Below are 20,391 nucleotides of genomic sequence, written 5' to 3' on the forward strand. Positions count from 1 at the left end.
CCAGGTATGGGACGACCACCCAGAACCTGTTGTGGCCGAGCTTCTGTGGGAGATCCACCGGCTGCGCGCGACCATCTCGCGCGCGAATCAGATCCGCAACTTTCTAGGGGAAAACGGACGCGGCGCCGTGCTGACGGCTTGTACAATCATTCGCGCTTGCACTCGACGTTAGGCTACGTCAGCTCGATGCAGTTCGAGCAGGACTGGTGCGCCGACTAGAACCAACGGGTGGCATAATCTCCGCGCAGTTGAGGGATCCGAAATTCGCGGGCAACGTCAGTGGGTGCAGGCAGGCTCCGTGGACAGTGAGTCAGGCAGGTCGTGTTCATGACACGACCGCCGGCAACCCGAATATTTCGGGTTAAGACGTTCGTTAAATGATGACAAGGTCGACATGACATTCGATGAAGCGGTAATAGAATTGCCGAAATTATTCGAGGGAAAAAAATTCTCGGAATGTGCAGAGTTGTCAAAAGCTTTGCTGAAGGTGCAACCTCATCATCCCCCAGCCTTGGTTTATTTGGCGTGCTCCTATGAGCAATTGGGCGACTTGCAGCTAGCTGGTAATGTATTTCGGATTTTGTCTCTGATTTTTCCGCATAACGAGCAGTTTGCCGAAAACGTCGTTCGTACGCTTCCAGCTGATCAGCACGTTCCATTTTCCAGCGAGCGTGAGGAGCGCAAAAAAAGAATTGCCAAATTCCCGAAAAAGCCGTCGCTTGATCTGGTAGATAATCCAGCCGGGAAAATGTTTGTGCCTGTGATTCCAGATGGCGACATTATTGGACAAACGATCCGAAAAGGCGAAATTTTCGACATAAATATTATTCAATGCGCAGAGAAATATATTCGACCAGGGACTACGGCCATTGATGTCGGGGCAAACTTCGGGCAAATGTCCCTGCTATTTTCCAGAATGGTAGGGCCTTTGGGACAAGTATTCTCGATCGAGGCTGACGACTATGTGGGCCATGTACTCGCGGAAAATGTTCACGTAAACGGCATTCAAAACATAAGAATCGTAAATAATGCTGTACATAACGTAACGGGGAATACGGTATTCTTTCCAGATCAGGATTTTGTACGTTTTTCGACCTACGGATCTTATGGCATCGATCCACAAGCCACGTCCGGCCGGGAAGTCACGACGGTAAAGATCGATGATCTGGGTATTGATGGCCCGGTCACATTCATGAAGGTCGATGTGCAGGGCTGCGACCTCTTTGCTATGGAGGGAGCAAAAAATCTGATTCTGAAAAATAAAATGCCGATCATTTTCGAATATGAAGAGCAATTTCAGGCTGATTTTGGCACGTCATTCCAGGATTACGTGAATTTCGTGATCGGAATTGGGTACGAATTTGTAAAAACAGTGGACAGTATAAATTATTTGATTGCGCCAAAGACGTCTTGATCCATGCCGCTGCAGAGGCTGCGCGGATCGACAGGCGCGTGTTGATGCACACGCTGCACCACAGCTTCGCGACACACCTGCTCGAACACAAGGTCGGTGATCCAGGTTCTGCTCGGCCACAAGAACCTCGAGATCAACGTGCTAAGCGAAATCGAGAGTGGCACGTTAGCGCGCATTGAGTGGCGCGCTAGACGTCAGCGAAGCCGAGAAAGCCATCTTCGACGCGGCGCACGCCAACATGTCTCAAGGTTGGGGGGGCGATAGACGCGCTCGACAAATGCCTTAGAAGCGGCCCTCACAGGCCGCACCTAAAGTTTTCACAGATTTACGCCTTTCTTACGAGCATCCCGGCGTCTTCGGACGCACCGCGCAGACGTACGCCTGAAGCGCCTTCACTTTGTCGATTTCGTGCTGGTCGTCTCCAGCGACCCTGAAAGCGCGTTCTGCAACCGCTGAGTCGAGGTCTGCGACGGCGGCGCTTCTATCGCCCACTACCCGACGTGAAAGTCCGCGTTTGGCGTACCGAGCGAACCACCGTCGACGATCCCGGCTACGGATGGGAGATTATCGCCGCCGCTCCCGGCGCCCCTGCTGCGGCAGCACCGAAAGATGCGTGCTCGTGCGGGCGTTCGCTGGAAACGTCGTGCAATGTGTTGGACCTGACGTGTAGGCGCAACGCAGCGCAGCCCGCCGCGCAAGCACGTTTGGAAACCGCCTCGAAGTTGTCCACAGATCCGGTGGTGCAGTTCTCCACAAAAACTGTGGACAAACCTGTGCGAAGGGCGAGCGACGCAGGGCGCGCTAGAGGCAGCAAATGAGCGCGACAAGCCTAGCCCATCAAGATTTCATCAACCATTGCGCGCCCCCAAGCGAACCCGGCGCTTTCCGCATCGTCCCGAGTCCTGTGGCTCGTCTCCAGGTCTTGAGTCGAGGCAATGTCGCGTTCTGTGCCCCTGCTTACTTTCGCGCGCCAAACCCACATCTCATTGGGGCACTCAAGGGTTTCCGAATGAAGGTCATAACCACGGTAGTCGGCAAAGCGCATGTTCCAACCCATCAGCAGCCTCCTTTCAAATTGAAAGGAAATAATAGCATGGCCGACGCTGTCGCTATGTTGAGGAAGTGGGCGAACTAACCGGTGTTCTGACAGGCCGGCGCGGGAAGACGCGCGAACAGCTTCGGGTTGAGTGGCTTCGCACGTCCGGGATCCCCTTCTGGACGAACGCACGCGGGCGGCCGATCATCTCTCGGTCGGCTATCGAAGGTAGGCCTTCCTGTTCATCGGCGAGGGTAAGACCGGCAAGGAACTGCGCATGGAAGTTGTCGGAGAGCTCAAGCCTGTCACCGACAGGATTCGCGCGCGCGAGAGCGGGCATCGCGTCCGCTGATTTTCAGTTCCGGGATTTACGAGCGAAGGCGGGGACGGACTCGACGGGAGACATTCGACAAGCCCAAAAGCAACTCGGGCACGGCTCGATCAGTATGACCGAACACTATGTCCGCAAGCGTAGCGGCGAGAAGGTTGGATCTACGCGTTAACTGACTTTTTGCGGAGCGGTAAGGGTTTTGCGGAGCGAGAATCGACATCTAAAAATCGCTGAAACCCTTGGTGGGCCGGGTCGGGTTCGAACCGACGACGGGATTTCTCCGGCGGATTATGAGTCCGCTGCCTGCAACCAACACGGCGTCCGGCCCACGAAGCTACGAAGCGTAGCGAGAACAGAAGAACGACAACAACAAAGCACCAACAAAAAAGCCCGGTCTACCCAAAGGCCGGGCTTCTCGACGACAGGCCGACATACTACACGAAAGCAGGCCGGCCTGGCCAACTTGCACATGACTTCCGTGCATTAAAACTAACCAGGCTCAATTCCCTTCAAGGAACGACTTGAGCTTGTCCGAGCGGCTCGGGTGACGCAGTTTGCGCAGCGCCTTCGCCTCGATCTGGCGAATCCGCTCGCGCGTCACATCGAACTGCTTGCCCACTTCTTCCAGCGTGTGATCGGTGCTCATCTCGATACCAAAGCGCATGCGCAGCACCTTCGCTTCGCGCGGCGTGAGCGAGTCCAGCACGTCCTTCACGACGTCGCGCATCGAGGCATGCAACGCGGCATCGGCTGGAGCCACCGTGTTGTTGTCTTCGATGAAGTCGCCCAGATGCGAATCGTCGTCGTCGCCGATCGGCGTTTCCATGGAGATCGGTTCCTTCGCGATCTTCATGATCTTGCGGATCTTGTCCTCCGGCATTTCCATCTTCTCGGCGAGCGTTGCCGGATCCGGCTCGAGACCGGTTTCCTGCAGGATCTGCCGCGAAATGCGGTTCATCTTGTTGATCGTCTCGATCATGTGAACCGGAATGCGGATCGTGCGCGCCTGGTCCGCGATCGACCGCGTGATGGCCTGGCGGATCCACCACGTCGCGTAGGTCGAGAACTTGTAGCCGCGACGATATTCGAACTTGTCCACCGCCTTCATCAGGCCGATGTTGCCTTCCTGGATCAGGTCGAGGAACTGCAGGCCACGGTTGGTGTACTTCTTCGCGATCGAGATCACCAGACGCAGGTTGGCCTCGGTCATCTCGCGCTTCGCCTGGCGCGCCTTGAGTTCGCCGGCCGCCATCTGGCGGTTGGTTTCCTTCAGGTCCTTGAGCGGCAGCACCACGCGCGCTTGCAGATCGAGCAGGCGCTGCTGCTGTTCGCGAATGGCCGGAATGTTGCGCGAGAGAATGCCGCTATACGCATGGCTCTCGCCAACGATTTTCTCAGACCACTCGAGGTCGGTTTCATTGCCCGGGAAGCGCGCGATGAACTCCGAGCGCGGCATGCCGCACTTGTCCACGACCGTGTGAAGAATCTGGCGTTCGACCTGGCGCACTTCGTCCACCTGCGCGCGCAGCGTGTCGCACAGACGCTCGACGGTACGCGCCGTGAAGCGGATCGACATCAGCTCGTTCTGGATGGTTTCCTGCGCCTTGAGGTAGGACTTCGACTTGTAGCCCTCCTTCTCGAACGCGCGGCGCATCTTGTCGAACCATTCGCTGATGAGGGCGAACTTTTCGAGCGAGGCACGCTTGAGGGCTTCGAGCTGCGCCGCGTTGGCCGTCGCCTGCGCCGCGCCGTCGTCTTCTTCCTCCTCCTCTTCTTCTTCCTCTTCGGCTTCTTCCTCTTCGTCCTCGTTCTCGATCTCTTCCGCTTCCTTGGCGTTGAAGCCGTCGGTATCTTCAGCGTTGGGATCGATCAGGCCGTCGACGAGTTCGTCAACGCGAATCTCGTCGTTCGCCACGCGCTCGGCCATGGCGAGGATGTCGGCAATCGTGGTCGGGCAGGCGGAGATCGCCATGACCATGTGCTTGAGGCCGTCTTCAATGCGCTTGGCGATCTCGATTTCGCCCTCGCGCGTGAGGAGTTCGACCGTGCCCATTTCGCGCATGTACATACGCACCGGGTCGGTCGTGCGGCCAAATTCGGAATCGACGGTGGAGAGCGCGACTTCCGCTTCCTCCTCCACTTCGTCGTCCGAAGAAGCGTTCGGCGCGTTGTCGTTGAGCAGCAGCGTTTCGGCGTCGGGCGCCTGCTCGTAGACAGCCACGCCCATGTCGTTGAACGTGCTGATGATGCCTTCGATCGCCTCGGTTTCCGTGAAGTTGTCCGGGAGGTGATCGTTGATTTCCGCATAGGTGAGGAAGCCGCGCTCCTTGCCGAGCTTGATGAGCGCACGCAGCTTGTTGCGGCGCTCCTCGAGCTCCTCGACGGTGCCGGGCTGCGACGACGCGAACGCGTCTTTCAGCAGCGCCTTCTCCTTCGCTCGCCGGTCACGCGCACGGGTGGTCTTCTCGACCTTGCCCGCGGCGGGGGTGCTGTCTTCGCTCTGGTTTGCGTCGTCATCGACGGGTACTTCATTCAGCTTTTTCGTCATGGAGTTCGCCGTACCGGCTAGTGTCTCGACTCGCGGCTGCTGGACAACAGCCTCTTGAACCGTGGATGCTTGAGCCTCGCGCTCTGCCGCATCGTCCTCGACGGCAGGCACTTCCCTTGCACTTCTCGAACCGGACCGCTTCGTTGCCGGCTGCGCAACGGCTTTCGCCGCACGCACAGGCGCTGCTCGCGCAGCCGAAACAGTCATTGACCTCTTCCGGGTATCCGGTTCAGAACGGTTGGTGGACTCACTGCCCGACGACCGGGCGGAAGAACTGGCAACTGTGGCCTCTGTGACCTTGCTGGCCGGCTCCGTCGAGCCTTTGCCGGTTGCCTTTTTTCCGCCTGTAGTCTTTGCCATTGCCATTCCGCCCCTTGCTGGAAAAGTGAACATTCACGGGTTACCCCAACCCATTATGTCCGCCCGGAAAAAACAAAAACAAACCGCTGAAAACCTGTTATTTTACCACGCAGGGCAATAATCCCCCTGTGCGGTCCTTCCCCTACAAACCGAGCTGACGCTTCATATCAGCCCGCGTCTGATTCAGTGACATCAATTCGGCAAGTTCCTCAGGCGTATGTCGCGACTGCCGCGAAAGCGCGTCCAACCGCTCGCAACAGGCGTCGTACCGCATTTTCAGGATTGCCGCCGTCAATTCTTCGCTCACGAGCCGCTCCTGCTCGTGGCGCTCCTCCTCCGCAGCGCCATCTTCCGGATTTTTCATCAGCAAATCCCGAACGTTTTCATCATAGTCCAGAATTTCGCGAAAAATCTCCTCGAAGGTTGGAGCATTGGCCCCATTTCTCAGCAGGTCCGAAAGCAGCTGAAATTCCGCCGCGTCGCCTAGTGCCCGCGCGTGAGTGGTCACTTCCTCGAACAGCTCGCCGTGGCGCGTCAGTCCAATCAACGCCTTTTCGGCCTCTTCGTCGAGCTGCGACGCGATGCGCGGGTGCATCACGAGGTTGCGCAGCGCCTTGCGCTCAATGCCAGTCACAAGGTGCCGATCCTTGCGTGCGGGCGCCTGGCGCGCTGCCTGGGCGATGCGTGCGTCGACTTCGCACAGCGCGGCCACTTCCTCGAACGGCACGTCCAGCCGGTCCGCGAACATGTGCATGATCTGCGCCCGCAGCGCATTCGCCGGCAGCGCCTGAAGCAGCGGCTTCGCGTCGAACAGCGCCCGCGCGCGCCCTTCCGGCTGGTCCAGTTCCTTGTCAGCCAGCACTTCGTTGAGCATGAACTGGGACAACGGCATGGCCCGTTCGACCTGCTCCGAGAATGCCTCGGCGCCGAATTCGCGCACGTAGCTGTCCGGGTCGTGCTCCTGGGGCAGGAACAGGAAACGGATCGTGCGGTTGTCGGCCGCGTGCGGCAGGCACGCGTCGAGCGCGCGCCGCGCGGCGCGACGGCCCGCCGAGTCGCCGTCAAAGCTGAAGATCACCGTATCGGTCTGACGCATGAGCTTCTGCACGTGGATCGGCGTGCACGCGGTGCCGAGCGTCGCCACCGCGTTCTGGAAACCTAGCTGCGCGAGCGCGACGACGTCCATATACCCCTCGACCACCAGAACATAGCGCTGTTCCCGGATCGCGAGGCGCGCCTCGAACAACCCGTACAGTTCGCTGCCCTTGTTAAATAGCGGCGTTTCCGGGGAATTCAAATACTTGGGCTCGCCGCCGTCCAGCACGCGGCCGCCAAATCCTATGACCTGACCCTTCACGTTGCGGATCGGGAACATCACGCGGTCGCGGAAGCGGTCGTACCGGCGCGACTGGCCTTGCGCGTCCTGCTTTTCGCTGACGATGACAAGGCCCGCCTCCACCAACGCGTCGTCGCGATAGTTCGTAAACGCCGTTTCGAGGTTCTGCCATCCATCCGGCGCGTAGCCCAGGCCGAAACGCGCGGCAATTTCGCCCGTGAGGCCGCGCTTCTTGAGGTACTGAATGGCGTTGGTCGCGCTGCGCAGTTGCTTGCGGTAGTAGTCGCAGGCGGTCTGCATGACGTCGGAAAGCGCCGTGGTCACGGCCTTCGAGACTGCCGGAGCATAGCCACCGGCCGCGCCAGCCCCGCCACGCAGAGGCGAAGGCTCTTGTGGAACGGTCAGACCGACCGACTGGGCGAGTTCGTTGACGGCCTCGGGGAACGTCAGCCCCGCGTGCTCCATGAGGAAGCCGATGGCGGTGCCGTGCGCCCCACAGCCGAAGCAGTGATAGAACTGCTTGGTTGGACTAACCGTGAACGAAGGGCTCTTTTCGTTGTGGAACGGACACAATCCCATGAAGTTCGCGCCGCCCTTCTTGAGCTGCACGTAGCGACCCACCACGTCGACGATATCGACGCGGTTCAGCAGGTCTTGCAGGAACGAATGCGGAATCATCGAAGCGAACGCGCTTGGGCAACCAGGGCTCGCATGGCCCGATACATGATGTACGGGCCTCGCGGCGTCGCCCTTGGGCCGGGCCGGCGCCGCGTGCGAACCGGGTTGCGCTTACTTCGAAAGCGCGGCTTTGACGAGCCCGGAAACGGCCGTCATGTCGGCGCGCCCGGCGAGCTTCGGCTTGAGCACGCCCATCACCTTGCCCATGTCCTGCGGGCCGGCTGCGCCAACCTGGGCGACGGCGGCCTGCACTTCGGCGGCGATCTCGTCATCCGAGAGCTGCGCGGGCATGTAGGCGGCCAGGACGGTCAGCTCGGCGGCTTCCTTCTCGACGAGATCGGTGCGGCCTGCGGCCTCGAACTGGCTGATCGAGTCCTTGCGCTGCTTGATCATCTTGTCGATGACGGCCGTGATGCCGGCGTCGTCGAGCGTCACGCGATCGTCGACTTCACGTTGCTTGATAGCGGCGAGCAGCAGACGAATCGTGGCGAGGCGTTCGCTTTCGCGCGCGCGCATCGCGGTTTTCATGTCGTCGTTGATCTGGTCTTTGAGACTCATCACTCACCTGAAATACGTTGGGGTTGCTGGAATGCAAAAACCCGCCTGGAAACGCTTCCAGGCGGGTTGGCGCAAAATCGACATGGTTGCGACCACACCAGAGGACAACGGCCGCCGCGTTGCGCCAGGTACCAAAGGCTGCGGACCGGCTGTCCACGTCGCCGAGAAACTCACGCGAAATCCACGCTGAAACTGCGCGGGCACGCGCCACGGCGACGCCGGAATCAGTACATCTTCTTCGGCAACATCTGGCTGCGCAGGCGCTTGAAGTGGCGCTTCACCGCCGCCGCCTTCTTCCGCTTGCGCTCAGCCGTAGGCTTCTCGTAGAACTCGCGCGCGCGAAGTTCGGTCAACAGACCGTTCTTCTCGATCGTGCGCTTGAAGCGGCGCATCGCGACTTCAAAGGGTTCGTTTTCTTTTACGCGGATGGTCGTCATTTTCCAATAACGGATCGGGGGTAAAGAGGATTGAGTATAGCAGTTCCGGATTTGCGCATCGCTCGCCTGCTTGGGGGGAAACCCCAATTCCGGCGACCGGGTCGACCGCGCCCGGAGCCTTCTCTAGCGGGGCTGCGGAGCATCACAAACCACGTTGCGCGCGGCTTATGTTGTGGCGTTTCTGTCGATCAGGAAATCAGCCTGCGCTCACCGAATATTGCGCCGCGGCTTCCCCGGCCGCGACGCCCGAGGCCCACGCCCACTGGAAGTTGTAGCCGCCAAGCCAGCCCGTCACGTCCACGGCTTCGCCGACGAAGTAGAGGCCCGGCACGCGCTGGCTCATCATCGTCGCCGAGGAGAGCTCGCGCGTGTCCACACCGCCGCGCGTGACTTCGGCCTTCTTGTAGCCTTCGGTGCCCGTGGGCGTGAGCGTCCACTGAGCGAGCCCTTCGCCGATCTTGCGCAGCGTTTTATCGGGCAGATCGGCGATACGCGCGTCAGCCTTCACCTGATGCGCCTCCAGCCACACATGCGCGAGGCGCGCCGGCACCCATTCGGCGAGCAGGTTTCCGATCTGGCGTTTCGTCGCGCCCTTGGCTTCGATCAATCCCGCCGCCGGATCATGTTCGGGCAACAGGTTCACGCGGATCGGCTGGCCCGGCTGCCAGAAGCTCGAAATCTGCAAAACGCCGGGACCGGAAAGGCCGCGGTGCGTGAAAAGCAGGTCTTCGTCGAAGGCGCCGCCGGTCTTGCGCTCGCCGGTCGCGACGTGAACTTCCAGCGAAACGCCCGCGAGCGGCACGTAGGGCGCCCACTCGTCCTGCGCGAACGTGAGCGGCACGAGCGCCGGGCGCGTGTCGATGAGCTTGTGGCCGAATTGCTTCGCGACGCGATACGCGAAGTCGGTGGCGCCGATCTTCGGGATCGACAGGCCGCCCGTCGCGATCACGAGCGCTTTCGCGTGTATCTCGCCCTGCGGCGTGCCGAGCGTGAAGCCCGCGCCGTCGGCGTGGCTCACCGCTTCCACAGGCAGAGGCCTGCGCCACGTCACGCGGCCGGCGTCACATTCGGCGCGCAGCACGTCGATGATCGCCTCGCTCGACTGGTCGCAGAACAGCTGGCCCTTGTGCTTTTCGTGCCAGGTCAGGCGATGCTGGCGCAGCAGCGCGAGGAAGTCGCGCGGCGTGTAGCGCGCCAGCGCCGAACGGCAGAAGTGCGGGTTGTTCGAGAGATAGTTGGCCGGGCTTGCGTGCAGGTTCGTGAAGTTGCAGCGCCCGCCGCCCGAGATGCGGATTTTTTCCGCGAGGCGCGGCGCGTGGTCGATCAGCGCCACGCGACGGCCCTGCTGGCCCGCCACCGCCGCGCACATCATGCCGGCCGCCCCTGCGCCGATCACGGCGATGTCGAAAGATTCCATGGCGCGCATTCTACCTGCGCGGCGGCGGGGCTTGTCCGCGAGGCGCGCTGCTTCCCGCACTCAGCCGGCTTGCACGCGCGCTGCTATACTTTTATGTTCTCTTAATTCTTGATTTAGCGACGGTTTTTCGCTGTTCATCCCGCGCAATACCGTCGCCGCGCCCCACATCATGCTCGTTCTTGGCATCGAAAGCTCCTGCGACGAAACCGGCCTCGCGCTCTACGACAGCGAGCGCGGCCTGCTCGCGCACGCGCTGCACTCGCAGATCGCCATGCACCGCGAGTACGGCGGCGTCGTGCCGGAGCTGGCCTCCCGCGACCATATCCGCCGCGCGCTGCCGCTGCTCGAGGAGGTGCTCGCGAAGAGCGGCGCGGCGAAAAGCGACATCGACGCCATCGCGTTCACGCAAGGCCCCGGCCTTGCGGGCGCGCTGCTTGTGGGCGCGAGCATCGCCAATGCGCTCGCCATGGCCTGGAATCGTCCGACCGTGGGAATTCACCATCTCGAAGGGCATTTGCTTTCGCCGCTGCTGGTCGACGCGCCGCCGCCGTTTCCGTTCGTCGCGCTGCTCGTTTCGGGCGGCCACACTCAACTGATGCGCGTAACCGACGTGGGCGTCTACGAAACCCTCGGTGAAACGCTCGACGACGCCGCCGGCGAAGCTTTCGACAAAACGGCCAAGCTGCTTGGCTTAGGCTATCCAGGCGGCCCGGAAGTCTCGCGCCTCGCGGAGTTCGGCACGCCAGGCGCGATCGAGCTGCCACGCCCGATGCTGCATTCGGGCGATCTCGACTTCAGCTTCAGCGGACTCAAGACGGCCGTGCTCACGCAAGTGAAGAAGCTCGGCACGAACATCTGCGAGCAGGGAAAGGCCGATATCGCGCGCGGTTTCGTCGATGCCGCCGTCGAGGTACTCGCCGCGAAGTCACTCGCCGCGCTCAAGCGCACGAAGATGAAACGGCTCGTGGTGGCGGGCGGCGTGGGCGCGAACAAGCAATTGCGCGAGACGCTTTCGGCGGCGGCACAGAAGCGCGGCTTCGAGGTGCATTACCCCGACCTGTCGCTGTGCACCGACAACGGTGCGATGATCGCGCTCGCGGGCGCGCTGCGTCTGCAACGCTGGCCCGAGCAGGCCACGCGCGATTACGCGTTCACGGTGAAGCCGCGCTGGGATTTGACGTCGCTTGCGCAGCAGTGATGCGATTGCCGCCGCAGAAGTCAAAAAGCCGCCCAAGGGCGGCTTTTTTGTTGACAGCGCAACCAGGCGGCCAGCTTTACGCCACGCGCTTGTCGTGCTCGATCACGGCGTAGGCGCTGTGATTGTGGATCGACTCGAAATTCTCGGCTTCGAGCGTATAGGCGATCACACGCGCATCGGCGTTCAGGCGCACGGCAACGTCGCGCACGAGGTCTTCGACGAACTTGGGATTTTCATACGCGCGCTCGGTCACGAACTTCTCGTCCGGGCGCTTGAGCAGGCCCCACAGTTCGCACGACGCCTCTTCTTCTGCAATGCGAATGAGCTCTTCAACCGGCAGATCGCCTTCGAACTCGACATTCATCGTCACGTGCGAGCGCTGGTTGTGCGCACCATATTGCGAGATCTTCTTCGAACACGGACACAGGCTCGTCACGGGCACGAGCACCTTGAGGAAGAGGCGCGTTTGACCTTTGCGCACGTCACCCGCGAGCGTCACTTCGTAGTCCAGCAGACTTTCCACACCCGACACCGGTGCGACTTTCTTCACGAAGTACGGGAACGTGACTTCGATACGGCCCGCCTTCGATTCGAGCTTCGTCAGCATCGCTGCCAGCATCGCGCGGAACGTGGCGGGCTCGAGCGGCGCCTTGTTCTCTTCGAGCAGTGCGACGAAGCGCGACATGTGCGTGCCCTTCTGGTCGGCCGGCAGATGAACGTCGAGGTTCCACATGCCGACGCTCGGCTGGATGCCCGCGCCCGCCTTCACCGTGAGCGGATGGCGCACGGCCTTCACGCCCACGCGCTGGATCACGATCTGACGGGTATCGACGGAGCTTTGGACGTCCGGCATCACGAAGGCCGGGTTCATCTGATTCATGTTCTTATCCTCAAGCCGCGCCGAACGCGGCGCGCAAATGGCAAACGCCGGCATGAGCCGGCGTTTGCTGGCGGAAACCCGGGTACGAAACCCGGCCGCCAGTTCAAATGTGAAATGGGCTGGCGCGAGGCGCCAATCAACCTGTAGCGGCCGCAACTGACCTTACGCGACGCGCATCACCGACTTGCCGGACACATTTGCCGCCTTGTCGAGAAAGCGTTCGCGAATGGACTTCGCGATCCCTGCTGCGTCGAGCCCACAGCCCGCCAGCAGCTTCGCCGGGTCGCCGTGGTCGATGAAACGGTCGGGGAGGCCCAATTGTAGTACGGGCTTGATAACCCCACTTTCAAGGAGGGCTTCCACGCAGGCCGAACCGGCGCCGCCCATGATGCAGCCTTCCTCGACGGTGACGAGGTAGTCGTGCGTTTCGGCGAGCTGTTTCACGAGGTCCGCGTCGAGCGGCTTCACGAAGCGCATGTTCGCCACGGTGGCGTCCAGCTCCTGCGCTGCGGCGAGCGACGGCGCAACCATCGTGCCGAACGCGAGAATCGCGATGCGGCTGCCGGCTGGCGCCTTGCTCTCGCGGCGGACTTCGCCCTTGCCCACAGGCAGCGCGGCCATCTGCTTGACGGTCGCGACACCCGTGCCCGCGCCGCGCGGGTAGCGCACGGCCGTCGGGCAGTCCTGCTGGAGCGCCGTGTAGAGCATCTGACGGCATTCGTTTTCGTCCGACGCCGCCATGACCATCATGTTCGGGATGCAGCGCATGAACGCCAGATCATAGGCACCCGCGTGCGTCGCGCCATCGGCGCCGACGAGGCCCGCGCGGTCGATGGCGAACACGACCGGCAGGTTCTGCAGCGCCACGTCGTGAATCAGCTGATCGTAGGCGCGCTGCAGGAAGGTCGAGTAGATCGCCACGACGGGCTTGAGACCTTCGGCTGCCAGACCGCCCGCGAACGTCACCGCGTGCTGCTCGGCAATGCCCACGTCATAGTAACGGTCCGGGAAGCGCTTTTCGAACTCGACCATGCCCGAGCCTTCGCGCATGGCCGGCGTGATGCCGATCACGCGCTGATCGAGCTCAGCCGCGTCGCACAGCCATTCGCCGAACACCTGCGTGTAGGTCTTCTTTGCGGGCGTCGTCGACGGCTTGATGCCTTCGGCCGGGTTGAACTTGCCGGGACCGTGGTACAGGACCGGGTCGGCTTCGGCGAGCTTGTAGCCCTGGCCTTTCTTCGTCACGACGTGCAGGAATTGCGGGCCGCGCAGTTCCTTGATGTTCTGCAGCGTCGGGATCAGCGAATCCAGATCGTGACCGTCGATCGGCCCGATGTAGTTGAAGCCGAATTCCTCGAACAGCGTGGCCGGCACGATCATGCCTTTCGCGTGCTCTTCGAGCTTGCGCGCGAGATCGAGCACCGGCGGCGCGTGGCGCAGCACGCGCTCCACGCCTGCGCGAGCGGCGGCGTAGAAGCGGCCCGACATAAGGCGCGCGAGATGGCGATTGAGCGCGCCCACCGGCGGCGAAATCGACATGTCGTTGTCGTTGAGGATGACGAGCAGCGGCACGTCGTCTTCGACGCCGCCGTTGTTCAGCGCCTCGAACGCCATGCCGGCCGTCATCGCGCCGTCGCCGATCACGGCGATGCCCATGGCGTTGTCGCCCTTGAGCTTGCTCGCGACGGCCATGCCGAGCGCCGCCGAGATCGACGTGCTCGAGTGCGCGGTGCCGAATGTGTCGTACGGCGACTCGTCGCGTTTCGGGAAGCCCGAAATGCCGCCGAGTTGTCGCAGCGTCGACATCTGGTCGCGGCGGCCCGTCAGGATCTTGTGCGGATAGGTCTGATGGCCCACGTCCCAGACGATGCGGTCGCGCGGCGTGTCGAACACGTAGTGCAGCGCGATCGTCAGTTCGACCGTACCGAGGTTGGACGACAAGTGGCCGCCCGTTTGCGAGACGCTCTCGAGAACGAAGGCACGCAGTTCGTCGGCAAGCGGTTGCAACTGGCGGCGATCGAGGCGGCGCAAATCCGCCGGGTCGTCAATGGTTTTCAGCAAGTCGTACATCGTCGTTCCATTGTAGGAAAACTGGCGCTCCCGCACTTTTTCTGCGCATTACTTCCCGTTCATGCGCGTGGGCGGGTTGCGCGGTCAGCTCACCCGGTTCACCACCAGGTCAGCGAGTTCGGCGAGGCGCTGAGCGCGCGCGCCGAACGGTTCAAGCGCCGCGTGCGCGTCGGCGCGCAACTGCTGCGCGAGTGCACGCGAGGCATCAAGACCGATAATCGACACGTAGGTCGGCTTGCCGTCCTTCGCGTCCTTGCCCGCGGTCTTGCCGAGCGTTGCCGAGTCGGCGGTGACGTCGAGAATGTCGTCCACCACCTGGAACGCCAGGCCCACGGCCGCTGCGTACTTGTCGAGCGCGGCAAGGCTTTGCTCCGAAGGCGTCTCGCCCGCCAGCGCGCCCATGCGGACCGCGGCGCGCAGGAGCGCGCCGGTCTTCAGGCGGTGCATGGTTTCGAGCTGCTCGCGGGTGAGCGAATGGCCCACGCTCGCGAGGTCGATGGCCTGGCCGCCGGCCATGCCGATCGAGCCGCTCGCCAACGCGAGTTCGCGCACGAGTGAAGCCTGGCGCTGGGCACTGAGCACGTCCGACGTCAGCGCGACGAAGGCTTGCGATTGCAGCGCATCGCCCACCAGCAGCGCCGTCGGTTCGTCATATTTGACGTGTACGGTGGGTTTGCCGCGACGCATGTCGTCGTCGTCCATGCACGGCATGTCATCGTGCACAAGCGAGTAGACGTGGATCATTTCGAGCGCGCAGGCCGCCGCGTCGAGCGCTTCGGGCGTGGCGTTCGTGAGTTCGCCCGCCGCGTGGCACAGGAGCGGACGCACCCGCTTGCCGCCGCCCATCACGGCATAACGCATGGCGTCATGCAGCGGCGCCGGCAGCACGTCGGCAGCTGGCAAATAGTGATCGAGCGCGCTTTCGACCCGGTCGAGTACCTGCCGGGTCCATTGGTCAAATGTCATAGATCGTCGTCTCCGCCCGCTGCGGAGTCTGTCGTATTGAGGGGCACGGGCCGCAACGTCTCGCCGTCGAGCACGCGCACCTGTTGTTCAACCTTTTCGAGCTGCTGCTGGCAAAAGCGCACCAGCGCCGCGCCACGGCGGTAAGCCGCAAGCGATTCTTCCAGGCTCAGGCTGCCGCCTTCCATGCGTGCAACGAGCCCGTCGAGCTCCGCAAGCGCCGCCTCGTAGCTCTCGGGCAGGGCTTCGCCCTCGGCCAGCCCGGCTGCGCTTTCGCCCGCGCCAGCGCGGTCTTTCGTTGCGGATTTCGCCATGAGTCGTCGCCAGAATGAAACAAGGCGGACATTCTACGGCAAAAGGTCCCTTTCGACCCGCTCCCCGGCTCGTGTACCCTCTCGACCACACGCTCGGGGCCAGTACAAATCGTTTCCAGAAGGCCCGATAACCCGTGCATTTGTCTCATATTTCCTGATTTCCTGCCGTCTTTCCGGTGTAATTTTGGCAAAAATCAGTCACTTAGCTACCCCAGGACGGGGCAACCGGGTATAATCGCCGGCTCCCTAAATCGAATCTTCGATGGTTGGGTTGTTCACTGCTTTCACGTCTTCATCGGGAGTGGGAATGTCCAATCTGAGCAATGCATTGCAGCTGAAGTCTATCCACAGCCAGCTGCCAGTCACCGCTTATTTTGACGAAGCGCTACTCAAGCGCGAAATCGACACGCTTTTCCAGAAGGGTCCTCGCTACGTCGGGCACGAACTCATGGTGCCCGAGGCGGGAAACTATTTTGCGCTGCCCGGCGAGAAAGAAGGCCGCGTGCTCGTTCGCAACAAGAGCAACGAGATCGAACTGCTCTCGAACGTGTGCCGCCACCGCCAGGCCATCATGCTAAACGGTCGCGGCACGGCAGACAACATTGTATGTCCGCTGCATCGCTGGACCTATGACCTCAAGGGCGAACTGCTCGGCGCACCGCACTTCGCGGACAAGCCGTGTCTGAATCTGAACAGCTCGCCGCTGCAGAAGTGGAACGGGCTGCTCTTCGAATCCGCGGGCCGCGACGTCGCGCGCGATCTTGCACGCCTTGGGCCGGCGAAACACCTCGACTTCGCGGACTACATGTTCGATCACGTCGAGGTCCACGAGTGCAACTACAACTGGAAGACCTTCATCGAGGTCTATCTGGAAGACTATCACGTCGTGCCGTTCCACCCGGGCCTCGGCAACTTCGTGTCGTGCGACGACCTCCAGTGGGAGTTCGGCGAGTGGTATAGCGTGCAGACGGTCGGCGTGCACAATCACCTCGGCAAGCCGGGCAGCCCGACGTACCGCAAGTGGCACGACGAGGTCCTGCGCTTTCGCAATGGCGTGCCGCCCGAGTTCGGCGCGATCTGGATGGTGTACTACCCGAACCTCATGATCGAGTGGTATCCGCACGTGCTCGTCGTGTCGTGGCTCATCCCGCAAGGCACGCAGAAGACGACGAACATCGTCGAGTTCTATTACCCCGAGGAAATCACGCTGTTCGAGCGCGAGTTCGTCGAAGCCGAGCGCGCCGCCTATATGGAAACGGCCGTCGAAGACGATGAAATTGCCGAGCGCATGGACGCCGGCCGCCGTGCGCTCTTCGAGCGTGGCGTTTCGGAAGTCGGCCCGTACCAGAGCCCGATGGAAGACGGCATGCAGCACTTTCACGAGTTCCTGCGCCGCGAGCTGGGACCGATCTGACGCCCGGCAGGCGTAAGCCTCACGCCACTCGAAGGCACCACGGAAAGACGGGCTTAGGCCCGTCTTTTTGTTTAGACTGACGGCATCGGGCCGTCGCATCGCTAGAGATGGCGGCCTTGCACGATTCAAGGAGCCGTCATGCCCCACACGCACTACACCACGCTGATCTCGGCCGCCAATCTGCACGAACGCCTGACCGCCGCGCCTGGCAGCGTGCTCGTTTTCGACTGCCGCTTCGATCTCGCCGATCCCGCAGCCGGTGAAAACGGTTATGCGCTCGGCCATCTGCCCGGCGCGCAATATCTGCATCTGGACCGCGACCTTTCGGGCCCGAAGACCGGCAAGAACGGCCGCCACCCGCTGCCCGACCGCTCGGCGCTCGTCGCCACGCTCTCGCTGAGAGGACTCAACGAAGGCCAGCAGGTCGTCGCCTACGACGCACAAGGCGGCGCCTACGCCGCGCGCCTGTGGTGGCTCTTGCGCTGGCTCGGCCACGACTCGGTGGCCGTGCTCGACGGCGGCCTCAAGGCGTGGGAGGCAGCGGGCTTCCCGCTCGTGCGCGACGTGCCCGCGCCCGCGCGCGGCACCTTCAAGGCCGGCGCACCGCTCCAGGTGACGGTGGACGTGCAGGCCATCGTGCGCAATCTCGCTACGCATGAACTCACCGTCGTCGACGCGCGCGCCGCCGACCGCTATCGCGGCGAGAACGAAACGATCGACCCGGTGGGCGGCCATATTCCTGGCGCGCGCAATCGGTTTTATCAGGACAATCTCACGCCGGACGGCCGCTTCAAATCGGCTCATGCGCTGCGCGAGGATTTCACCGCCGTGCTGCCTGGCATCACGCCCGAACACGTGGTCCTGCAATGCGGCTCGGGAGTGACCGCCTGCCACAACGCACTCGCGATGGAGATTGCCGGCCTGCACGGCGCGGCGCTCTACCCCGGATCGTGGAGCGAATGGAGCGCCGACCCGTCGCGGCCGGTCGCCACGGGACCCAATCCCTAAGCCGGGAGCCCGAGGCAAGGCATGGCGTCAGATCTCGCCGTGCTCCTTGAACCAGGCGATTGCGCGCTTCCAGCCGTCTTGCGCGTCGGCCTTGCGATAGCTCGGGCGGTAGTCCGCGAAGAACGCGTGGCCCGCGTCGTTGTACACGACGATTTGCGAGCTGCGCCCGCCCTGCGGACCTTGCGCGATGGCGGCCTTCATCTGCTCGAGCGTGTCCTGCGGGATGCTCTCGTCCTGCAAGCCGTACATCGCGAGCACCGGCACCTGCAAGGTGTTCGCGAGATCGAGCGGATTGCTCGGCGCGTTCGCCGTGTGCGGGCCAGCCACGCGCCCATACCACACCACCGCCGCCTTGATGTGCGGGTTGTGCTCCGCATAGAGCCACGCATAGCGCCCGCCCCAGCAAAAGCCATTCACGCCCACGCGCTTCGTGTCGCCGCCATGTTCGCCCGCCCAGGCAATGGCGGCGTCGATGTCGCCCATCACCTGGGCGTCGGGCACCTTGCTCGCAATGTTCTCGTTGATCTGCTGGATCGTCGGGTACATCGAGGCGTCGCCCTGGCGCACGAAGAAGTCCGGCGCGATGGCCAGATAGCCGAGCTTCGCAAAGCGGCGGCACACATCGGCGATATGCTCGTGCACGCCGAAAATCTCGTGAATCACGATGATGACCGGCAGATTCGTCTTCCCGCGCGGCTGCGCGCGATACGCCGGGATGAGTGTCCCGCTCGACTGGAAGCCGATCTCGCCGGCTTCGAGACCTTCGCTGTCGGTGTGGATGGTTTGCGCGGAAACGGGCAGCACGGCAGCAGCGAATCCGCTGCCGAGCGCCGCCTTGATGAAGGTGCGTCGGTTGAACGGCACGTGCGGGACGAGGCTATCGACTTCGGGTTTCAGCATGCAGCGCTCCTTGGAGGTCAAACAGCGGAAACAGCAGAATAGCGCTGCGCCCCTGGACGCAAGCGCTACTCAGTGCGGCTGCTAAGTACAACCGCCAGGTACAGCCGCTCAGTGCAGCTTCACGCGCGGCAGCGTCGTGCGGCGCAGCCAGTGCGCGAAGGTGTCGAGCACCATGCGCGCGTAGCCATGCAGCGCCGCGATGTGCAGCCGATACAGCGACATGTACATGAAACGGGCAAACAATCCTTCGATCAACATATTCCCGCCGATCAGCCCGCCCATCAGGTTGCCGACCGCGCTGAAGTGACCGAGCGACACCAGCGAGCCGAAGTCGCGATAGGTGAACTCCTCCAGCGGCTTGCCGGCGAGCAGATTGCCAAGCGACTTGAACAGGAACGTGGCCTGCTGGTGCGCGGCCTGCGCGCGCGGGGGCACCCCGCGCTCGTGGCCCGGCCATTCGCAGGCCGCGCAATCGCCGAGCGCGAAGATGTTGTCGTCGAGTTCCGTTTGCAGCGTACGGCGCACGATCAGCTGGCCGAGCTTGTTGACGGTCAGGCCATCGAGCCGCGAAAGCACGGCCGGCGCGGTGATGCCCGCGGCCCAGACCGTGAGGTCCGCGCGCAGGTTCTTGCCGCTCGCGGTGCGCACGACGCCCGGCGCAACTTCGGTCACGCGCTCGCCGGTCAGCAGCTTCACACCGAGCTTGTTCAGAAGTTCCGCCGTGGCCGAAGAAACGCGCTCGGGCAACGCAGGCAGGATGCGCGTGCCCGCCTCGATCAGCACGATGCCCACGTCGTTACGCGGATCGAGCTTGTGCAGCCCATAGGCCGAAAGCACCTGCGCGGTGTTGCGCAACTCGGCGGAAAGCTCGACGCCCGTCGCGCCTGCGCCGATGATCGCCACTTGCACGCGAGGCTCGGCGCCCCCGTCCATGGCAGGCGAGGGGTCGTCCGCCGTCACCTCCGCCGCGACTTTTTCGGGCGCCTGATGTTCGGCGCGCATGCACGCGGCGATCAGACGCTTGCGAAAGCGCTCGGCTTGCTCGACGGTGTCTAGCGCGATGGAGTTTTCGGCCGCGCCCGGCACGCCGAAAAAGTGCGTCGTGCTACCGATTGCGAGCACCAGCGTGTCGTATTCGAGCACGCGCTCAGGCAGCATTTCCGCGCCATCTTCGTCGAGCACGCGCCCAAGTGTGATGCGCTTCGCAGCGCGGTCGAGCCCGGTCAGTTCGCCCTGCTGAAACTCGAAGCCGTGCCAGCGTGCCTGCGCCGGATATTCGAGCTGATGCGTGAACGGATCCATGCTGCCCGCCGCGACTTCGTGCAGGAGCGGTTTCCAGATATGCGTTGGATTGCGGTCGACCAGCGTGATCGAAGCCGCTTGCGGCTTGCCCCGTTTCGCGCGCGCTTCGCCGTAACGATCGCCGAGCCGTGTTGCCAGTTCCAGGCCGCCTGCGCCTCCTCCCACAACGATAAAGCGATGCATAGACTCTCCGTGCATGTCGAAAGGCGATAGAAAGGCCGATGCAT

General features: G+C 62.6%; 18 protein-coding genes, 1 tRNA gene and 2 pseudogenes. 7 read left to right on the forward strand and 14 right to left on the reverse strand.

Translation table 11 applies throughout. The features are described from left to right. The first annotated feature begins 394 nt into the window (after window positions 1-394). The gene (locus L0U83_RS21800; protein WP_233886162.1) at window positions 395-1,414 is read left to right on the forward strand and encodes an FkbM family methyltransferase; all 1,020 of its coding nucleotides are present in this window, start codon (window positions 395-397) and stop codon (window positions 1,412-1,414) included. Then, window positions 1,414-1,678: pseudogene (locus L0U83_RS40855) on the forward strand (tyrosine-type recombinase/integrase); the annotation flags it as partial. The gene L0U83_RS21800 and the pseudogene L0U83_RS40855, both read left to right, overlap by 1 nt. 72 nt (window positions 1,679-1,750) lie before the next feature. Here the strand turns inward: L0U83_RS40855 and L0U83_RS21810 are convergent. Further along, window positions 1,751-1,906, reverse strand: a pseudogene (locus tag L0U83_RS21810) (lysis system i-spanin subunit Rz); the annotation flags it as partial. Window positions 1,907-2,243: 337 nt separating this feature from the next. Then, a complete protein-coding gene (locus L0U83_RS41050) occupies window positions 2,244-2,471 on the reverse strand; it encodes a DUF6566 family protein (protein WP_505882963.1) in 228 nt (75 codons plus the stop codon). A 65-nt stretch (window positions 2,472-2,536) separates the two neighbouring features. On the opposite strand from L0U83_RS41050, the gene L0U83_RS21815 reads away from it, so the two are divergent. Beyond that, the gene (locus L0U83_RS21815) at window positions 2,537-2,953 is read left to right on the forward strand and encodes a DUF4224 domain-containing protein (RefSeq protein WP_233886163.1); all 417 of its coding nucleotides are present in this window, start codon (window positions 2,537-2,539) and stop codon (window positions 2,951-2,953) included. Between the two features lie 68 nt (window positions 2,954-3,021). On the opposite strand, the gene L0U83_RS21820 is transcribed toward L0U83_RS21815, so the two are convergent. Both L0U83_RS21820 and rpoD read right to left on the reverse strand, forming a co-directional pair. Next, a tRNA-Ile gene (locus tag L0U83_RS21820) sits at window positions 3,022-3,109 on the reverse strand. A gap of 171 nt (window positions 3,110-3,280) precedes the next feature. Beyond that, window positions 3,281-5,689: an RNA polymerase sigma factor RpoD gene (gene rpoD / locus L0U83_RS21825; protein WP_233886164.1), complete on the reverse strand. Its 2,409-nt coding sequence runs from the start codon at window positions 5,687-5,689 to the stop codon at window positions 3,281-3,283. Between rpoD and L0U83_RS21830 the strand changes: the two genes are divergently transcribed. Further along, entirely contained in the window at window positions 5,571-5,810 is a 240-nt protein-coding gene (locus L0U83_RS21830; RefSeq protein ID WP_233886623.1) for a hypothetical protein, read from the forward strand. The genes rpoD and L0U83_RS21830 overlap by 119 nt on opposite strands. A 21-nt stretch (window positions 5,811-5,831) precedes the next feature. Here the strand turns inward: L0U83_RS21830 and dnaG are convergent, their stop codons facing one another. The 4 genes from dnaG to L0U83_RS21850 all read right to left on the reverse strand — a co-directional run bounded on the left by dnaG (window position 5,832) and on the right by L0U83_RS21850 (window position 10,115). Further along, complete coding sequence (dnaG, locus tag L0U83_RS21835) at window positions 5,832-7,703, reverse strand: DNA primase (RefSeq protein ID WP_233886166.1); 1,872 nt, start codon at window positions 7,701-7,703, stop codon at window positions 5,832-5,834. Between the two features lie 111 nt (window positions 7,704-7,814). Beyond that, on the reverse strand, window positions 7,815-8,261 hold the full coding sequence (locus L0U83_RS21840) for a GatB/YqeY domain-containing protein (RefSeq protein WP_233886168.1): 447 nt from the start codon (window positions 8,259-8,261) through the stop codon (window positions 7,815-7,817). 224 nt (window positions 8,262-8,485) lie between these two features. Further along, window positions 8,486-8,698 (reverse strand): 30S ribosomal protein S21, encoded by a 213-nt coding sequence (gene rpsU / locus L0U83_RS21845; RefSeq protein WP_065059953.1) that lies wholly within the window; start codon window positions 8,696-8,698, stop codon window positions 8,486-8,488. A gap of 196 nt (window positions 8,699-8,894) precedes the next feature. Further along, the gene (locus tag L0U83_RS21850) at window positions 8,895-10,115 is read right to left on the reverse strand and encodes a BaiN/RdsA family NAD(P)/FAD-dependent oxidoreductase (RefSeq protein WP_233886170.1); all 1,221 of its coding nucleotides are present in this window, start codon (window positions 10,113-10,115) and stop codon (window positions 8,895-8,897) included. Between the two features lie 169 nt (window positions 10,116-10,284). Between L0U83_RS21850 and tsaD the strand changes: the two genes are divergently transcribed. Then, window positions 10,285-11,313, forward strand: coding sequence for a tRNA (adenosine(37)-N6)-threonylcarbamoyltransferase complex transferase subunit TsaD (gene tsaD, locus L0U83_RS21855; RefSeq protein ID WP_158760508.1), 1,029 nt, complete (start codon window positions 10,285-10,287; stop codon window positions 11,311-11,313). A gap of 76 nt (window positions 11,314-11,389) precedes the next feature. Here tsaD and folE2 read toward each other — a convergent pair whose 3' ends face one another. The 4 genes from folE2 to L0U83_RS21875 all read right to left on the reverse strand — a co-directional run bounded on the left by folE2 (window position 11,390) and on the right by L0U83_RS21875 (window position 15,540). After that, window positions 11,390-12,193 carry a GTP cyclohydrolase FolE2 gene (gene folE2, locus L0U83_RS21860; protein WP_233886172.1) on the reverse strand — a complete coding sequence of 268 codons (804 nt, stop codon included), beginning with the start codon at window positions 12,191-12,193 and terminating at the stop codon, window positions 11,390-11,392. A 162-nt stretch (window positions 12,194-12,355) separates the two neighbouring features. Continuing rightward, a complete protein-coding gene (dxs, locus tag L0U83_RS21865) occupies window positions 12,356-14,263 on the reverse strand; it encodes a 1-deoxy-D-xylulose-5-phosphate synthase (RefSeq protein ID WP_233886174.1) in 1,908 nt (635 codons plus the stop codon). 84 nt (window positions 14,264-14,347) lie between these two features. Beyond that, a complete protein-coding gene (locus tag L0U83_RS21870) occupies window positions 14,348-15,229 on the reverse strand; it encodes a polyprenyl synthetase family protein (protein ID WP_233886176.1) in 882 nt (293 codons plus the stop codon). Beyond that, a complete protein-coding gene (locus L0U83_RS21875; RefSeq protein ID WP_028202970.1) occupies window positions 15,226-15,540 on the reverse strand; it encodes an exodeoxyribonuclease VII small subunit in 315 nt (104 codons plus the stop codon). The genes L0U83_RS21870 and L0U83_RS21875 overlap by 4 nt, the downstream gene beginning before the upstream one ends. A 307-nt stretch (window positions 15,541-15,847) precedes the next feature. Between L0U83_RS21875 and L0U83_RS21880 the strand changes: the two genes are divergently transcribed. Together L0U83_RS21880 and L0U83_RS21885 are read left to right on the forward strand one after the other, a co-directional pair. After that, complete coding sequence (locus L0U83_RS21880; protein WP_233886178.1) at window positions 15,848-16,954, forward strand: aromatic ring-hydroxylating oxygenase subunit alpha; 1,107 nt, start codon at window positions 15,848-15,850, stop codon at window positions 16,952-16,954. A gap of 138 nt (window positions 16,955-17,092) precedes the next feature. Beyond that, the gene (locus L0U83_RS21885; protein ID WP_233886179.1) at window positions 17,093-17,962 is read left to right on the forward strand and encodes a sulfurtransferase; all 870 of its coding nucleotides are present in this window, start codon (window positions 17,093-17,095) and stop codon (window positions 17,960-17,962) included. A gap of 27 nt (window positions 17,963-17,989) precedes the next feature. On the opposite strand, the gene L0U83_RS21890 is transcribed toward L0U83_RS21885, so the two are convergent. Both L0U83_RS21890 and L0U83_RS21895 read right to left on the reverse strand, forming a co-directional pair. Continuing rightward, entirely contained in the window at window positions 17,990-18,862 is an 873-nt protein-coding gene (locus tag L0U83_RS21890; RefSeq protein WP_233886180.1) for a dienelactone hydrolase family protein, read from the reverse strand. A gap of 108 nt (window positions 18,863-18,970) precedes the next feature. After that, a complete protein-coding gene (locus L0U83_RS21895) occupies window positions 18,971-20,347 on the reverse strand; it encodes an NAD(P)/FAD-dependent oxidoreductase (RefSeq protein WP_233886181.1) in 1,377 nt (458 codons plus the stop codon). Window positions 20,348-20,391 lie beyond the last annotated feature (44 nt).

The organism is Paraburkholderia flagellata, from assembly GCF_021390645.1.
GTDB lineage: Bacteria > Pseudomonadota > Gammaproteobacteria > Burkholderiales > Burkholderiaceae > Paraburkholderia > Paraburkholderia flagellata.

Bases quoted from the DNA above. Each gene is read 5' to 3' on its own strand.
- L0U83_RS21800 (WP_233886162.1), top strand. From the start codon at position 395: ATGACATTCGATGAAGCGGTAATAGAATTGCCGAAATTATTCGAGGGA.
- L0U83_RS41050 (WP_505882963.1), bottom strand. From the start codon at position 2,471: ATGGGTTGGAACATGCGCTTTGCCGACTACCGTGGTTATGACCTTCAT.
- rpoD (WP_233886164.1), bottom strand. From the start codon at position 5,689: ATGGCAAAGACTACAGGCGGAAAAAAGGCAACCGGCAAAGGCTCGACG.
- dnaG (WP_233886166.1), bottom strand. From the start codon at position 7,703: ATGATTCCGCATTCGTTCCTGCAAGACCTGCTGAACCGCGTCGATATC.
- L0U83_RS21840 (WP_233886168.1), bottom strand. From the start codon at position 8,261: ATGAGTCTCAAAGACCAGATCAACGACGACATGAAAACCGCGATGCGC.
- rpsU (WP_065059953.1), bottom strand. From the start codon at position 8,698: ATGACGACCATCCGCGTAAAAGAAAACGAACCCTTTGAAGTCGCGATG.
- L0U83_RS21850 (WP_233886170.1), bottom strand. From the start codon at position 10,115: ATGGAATCTTTCGACATCGCCGTGATCGGCGCAGGGGCGGCCGGCATG.
- tsaD (WP_158760508.1), top strand. From the start codon at position 10,285: ATGCTCGTTCTTGGCATCGAAAGCTCCTGCGACGAAACCGGCCTCGCG.
- folE2 (WP_233886172.1), bottom strand. From the start codon at position 12,193: ATGAATCAGATGAACCCGGCCTTCGTGATGCCGGACGTCCAAAGCTCC.
- dxs (WP_233886174.1), bottom strand. From the start codon at position 14,263: ATGTACGACTTGCTGAAAACCATTGACGACCCGGCGGATTTGCGCCGC.
- L0U83_RS21870 (WP_233886176.1), bottom strand. From the start codon at position 15,229: ATGACATTTGACCAATGGACCCGGCAGGTACTCGACCGGGTCGAAAGC.
- L0U83_RS21875 (WP_028202970.1), bottom strand. From the start codon at position 15,540: ATGGCGAAATCCGCAACGAAAGACCGCGCTGGCGCGGGCGAAAGCGCA.
- L0U83_RS21880 (WP_233886178.1), top strand. From the start codon at position 15,848: ATGTCCAATCTGAGCAATGCATTGCAGCTGAAGTCTATCCACAGCCAG.
- L0U83_RS21885 (WP_233886179.1), top strand. From the start codon at position 17,093: ATGCCCCACACGCACTACACCACGCTGATCTCGGCCGCCAATCTGCAC.
- L0U83_RS21890 (WP_233886180.1), bottom strand. From the start codon at position 18,862: ATGCTGAAACCCGAAGTCGATAGCCTCGTCCCGCACGTGCCGTTCAAC.
- L0U83_RS21895 (WP_233886181.1), bottom strand. From the start codon at position 20,347: ATGCATCGCTTTATCGTTGTGGGAGGAGGCGCAGGCGGCCTGGAACTG.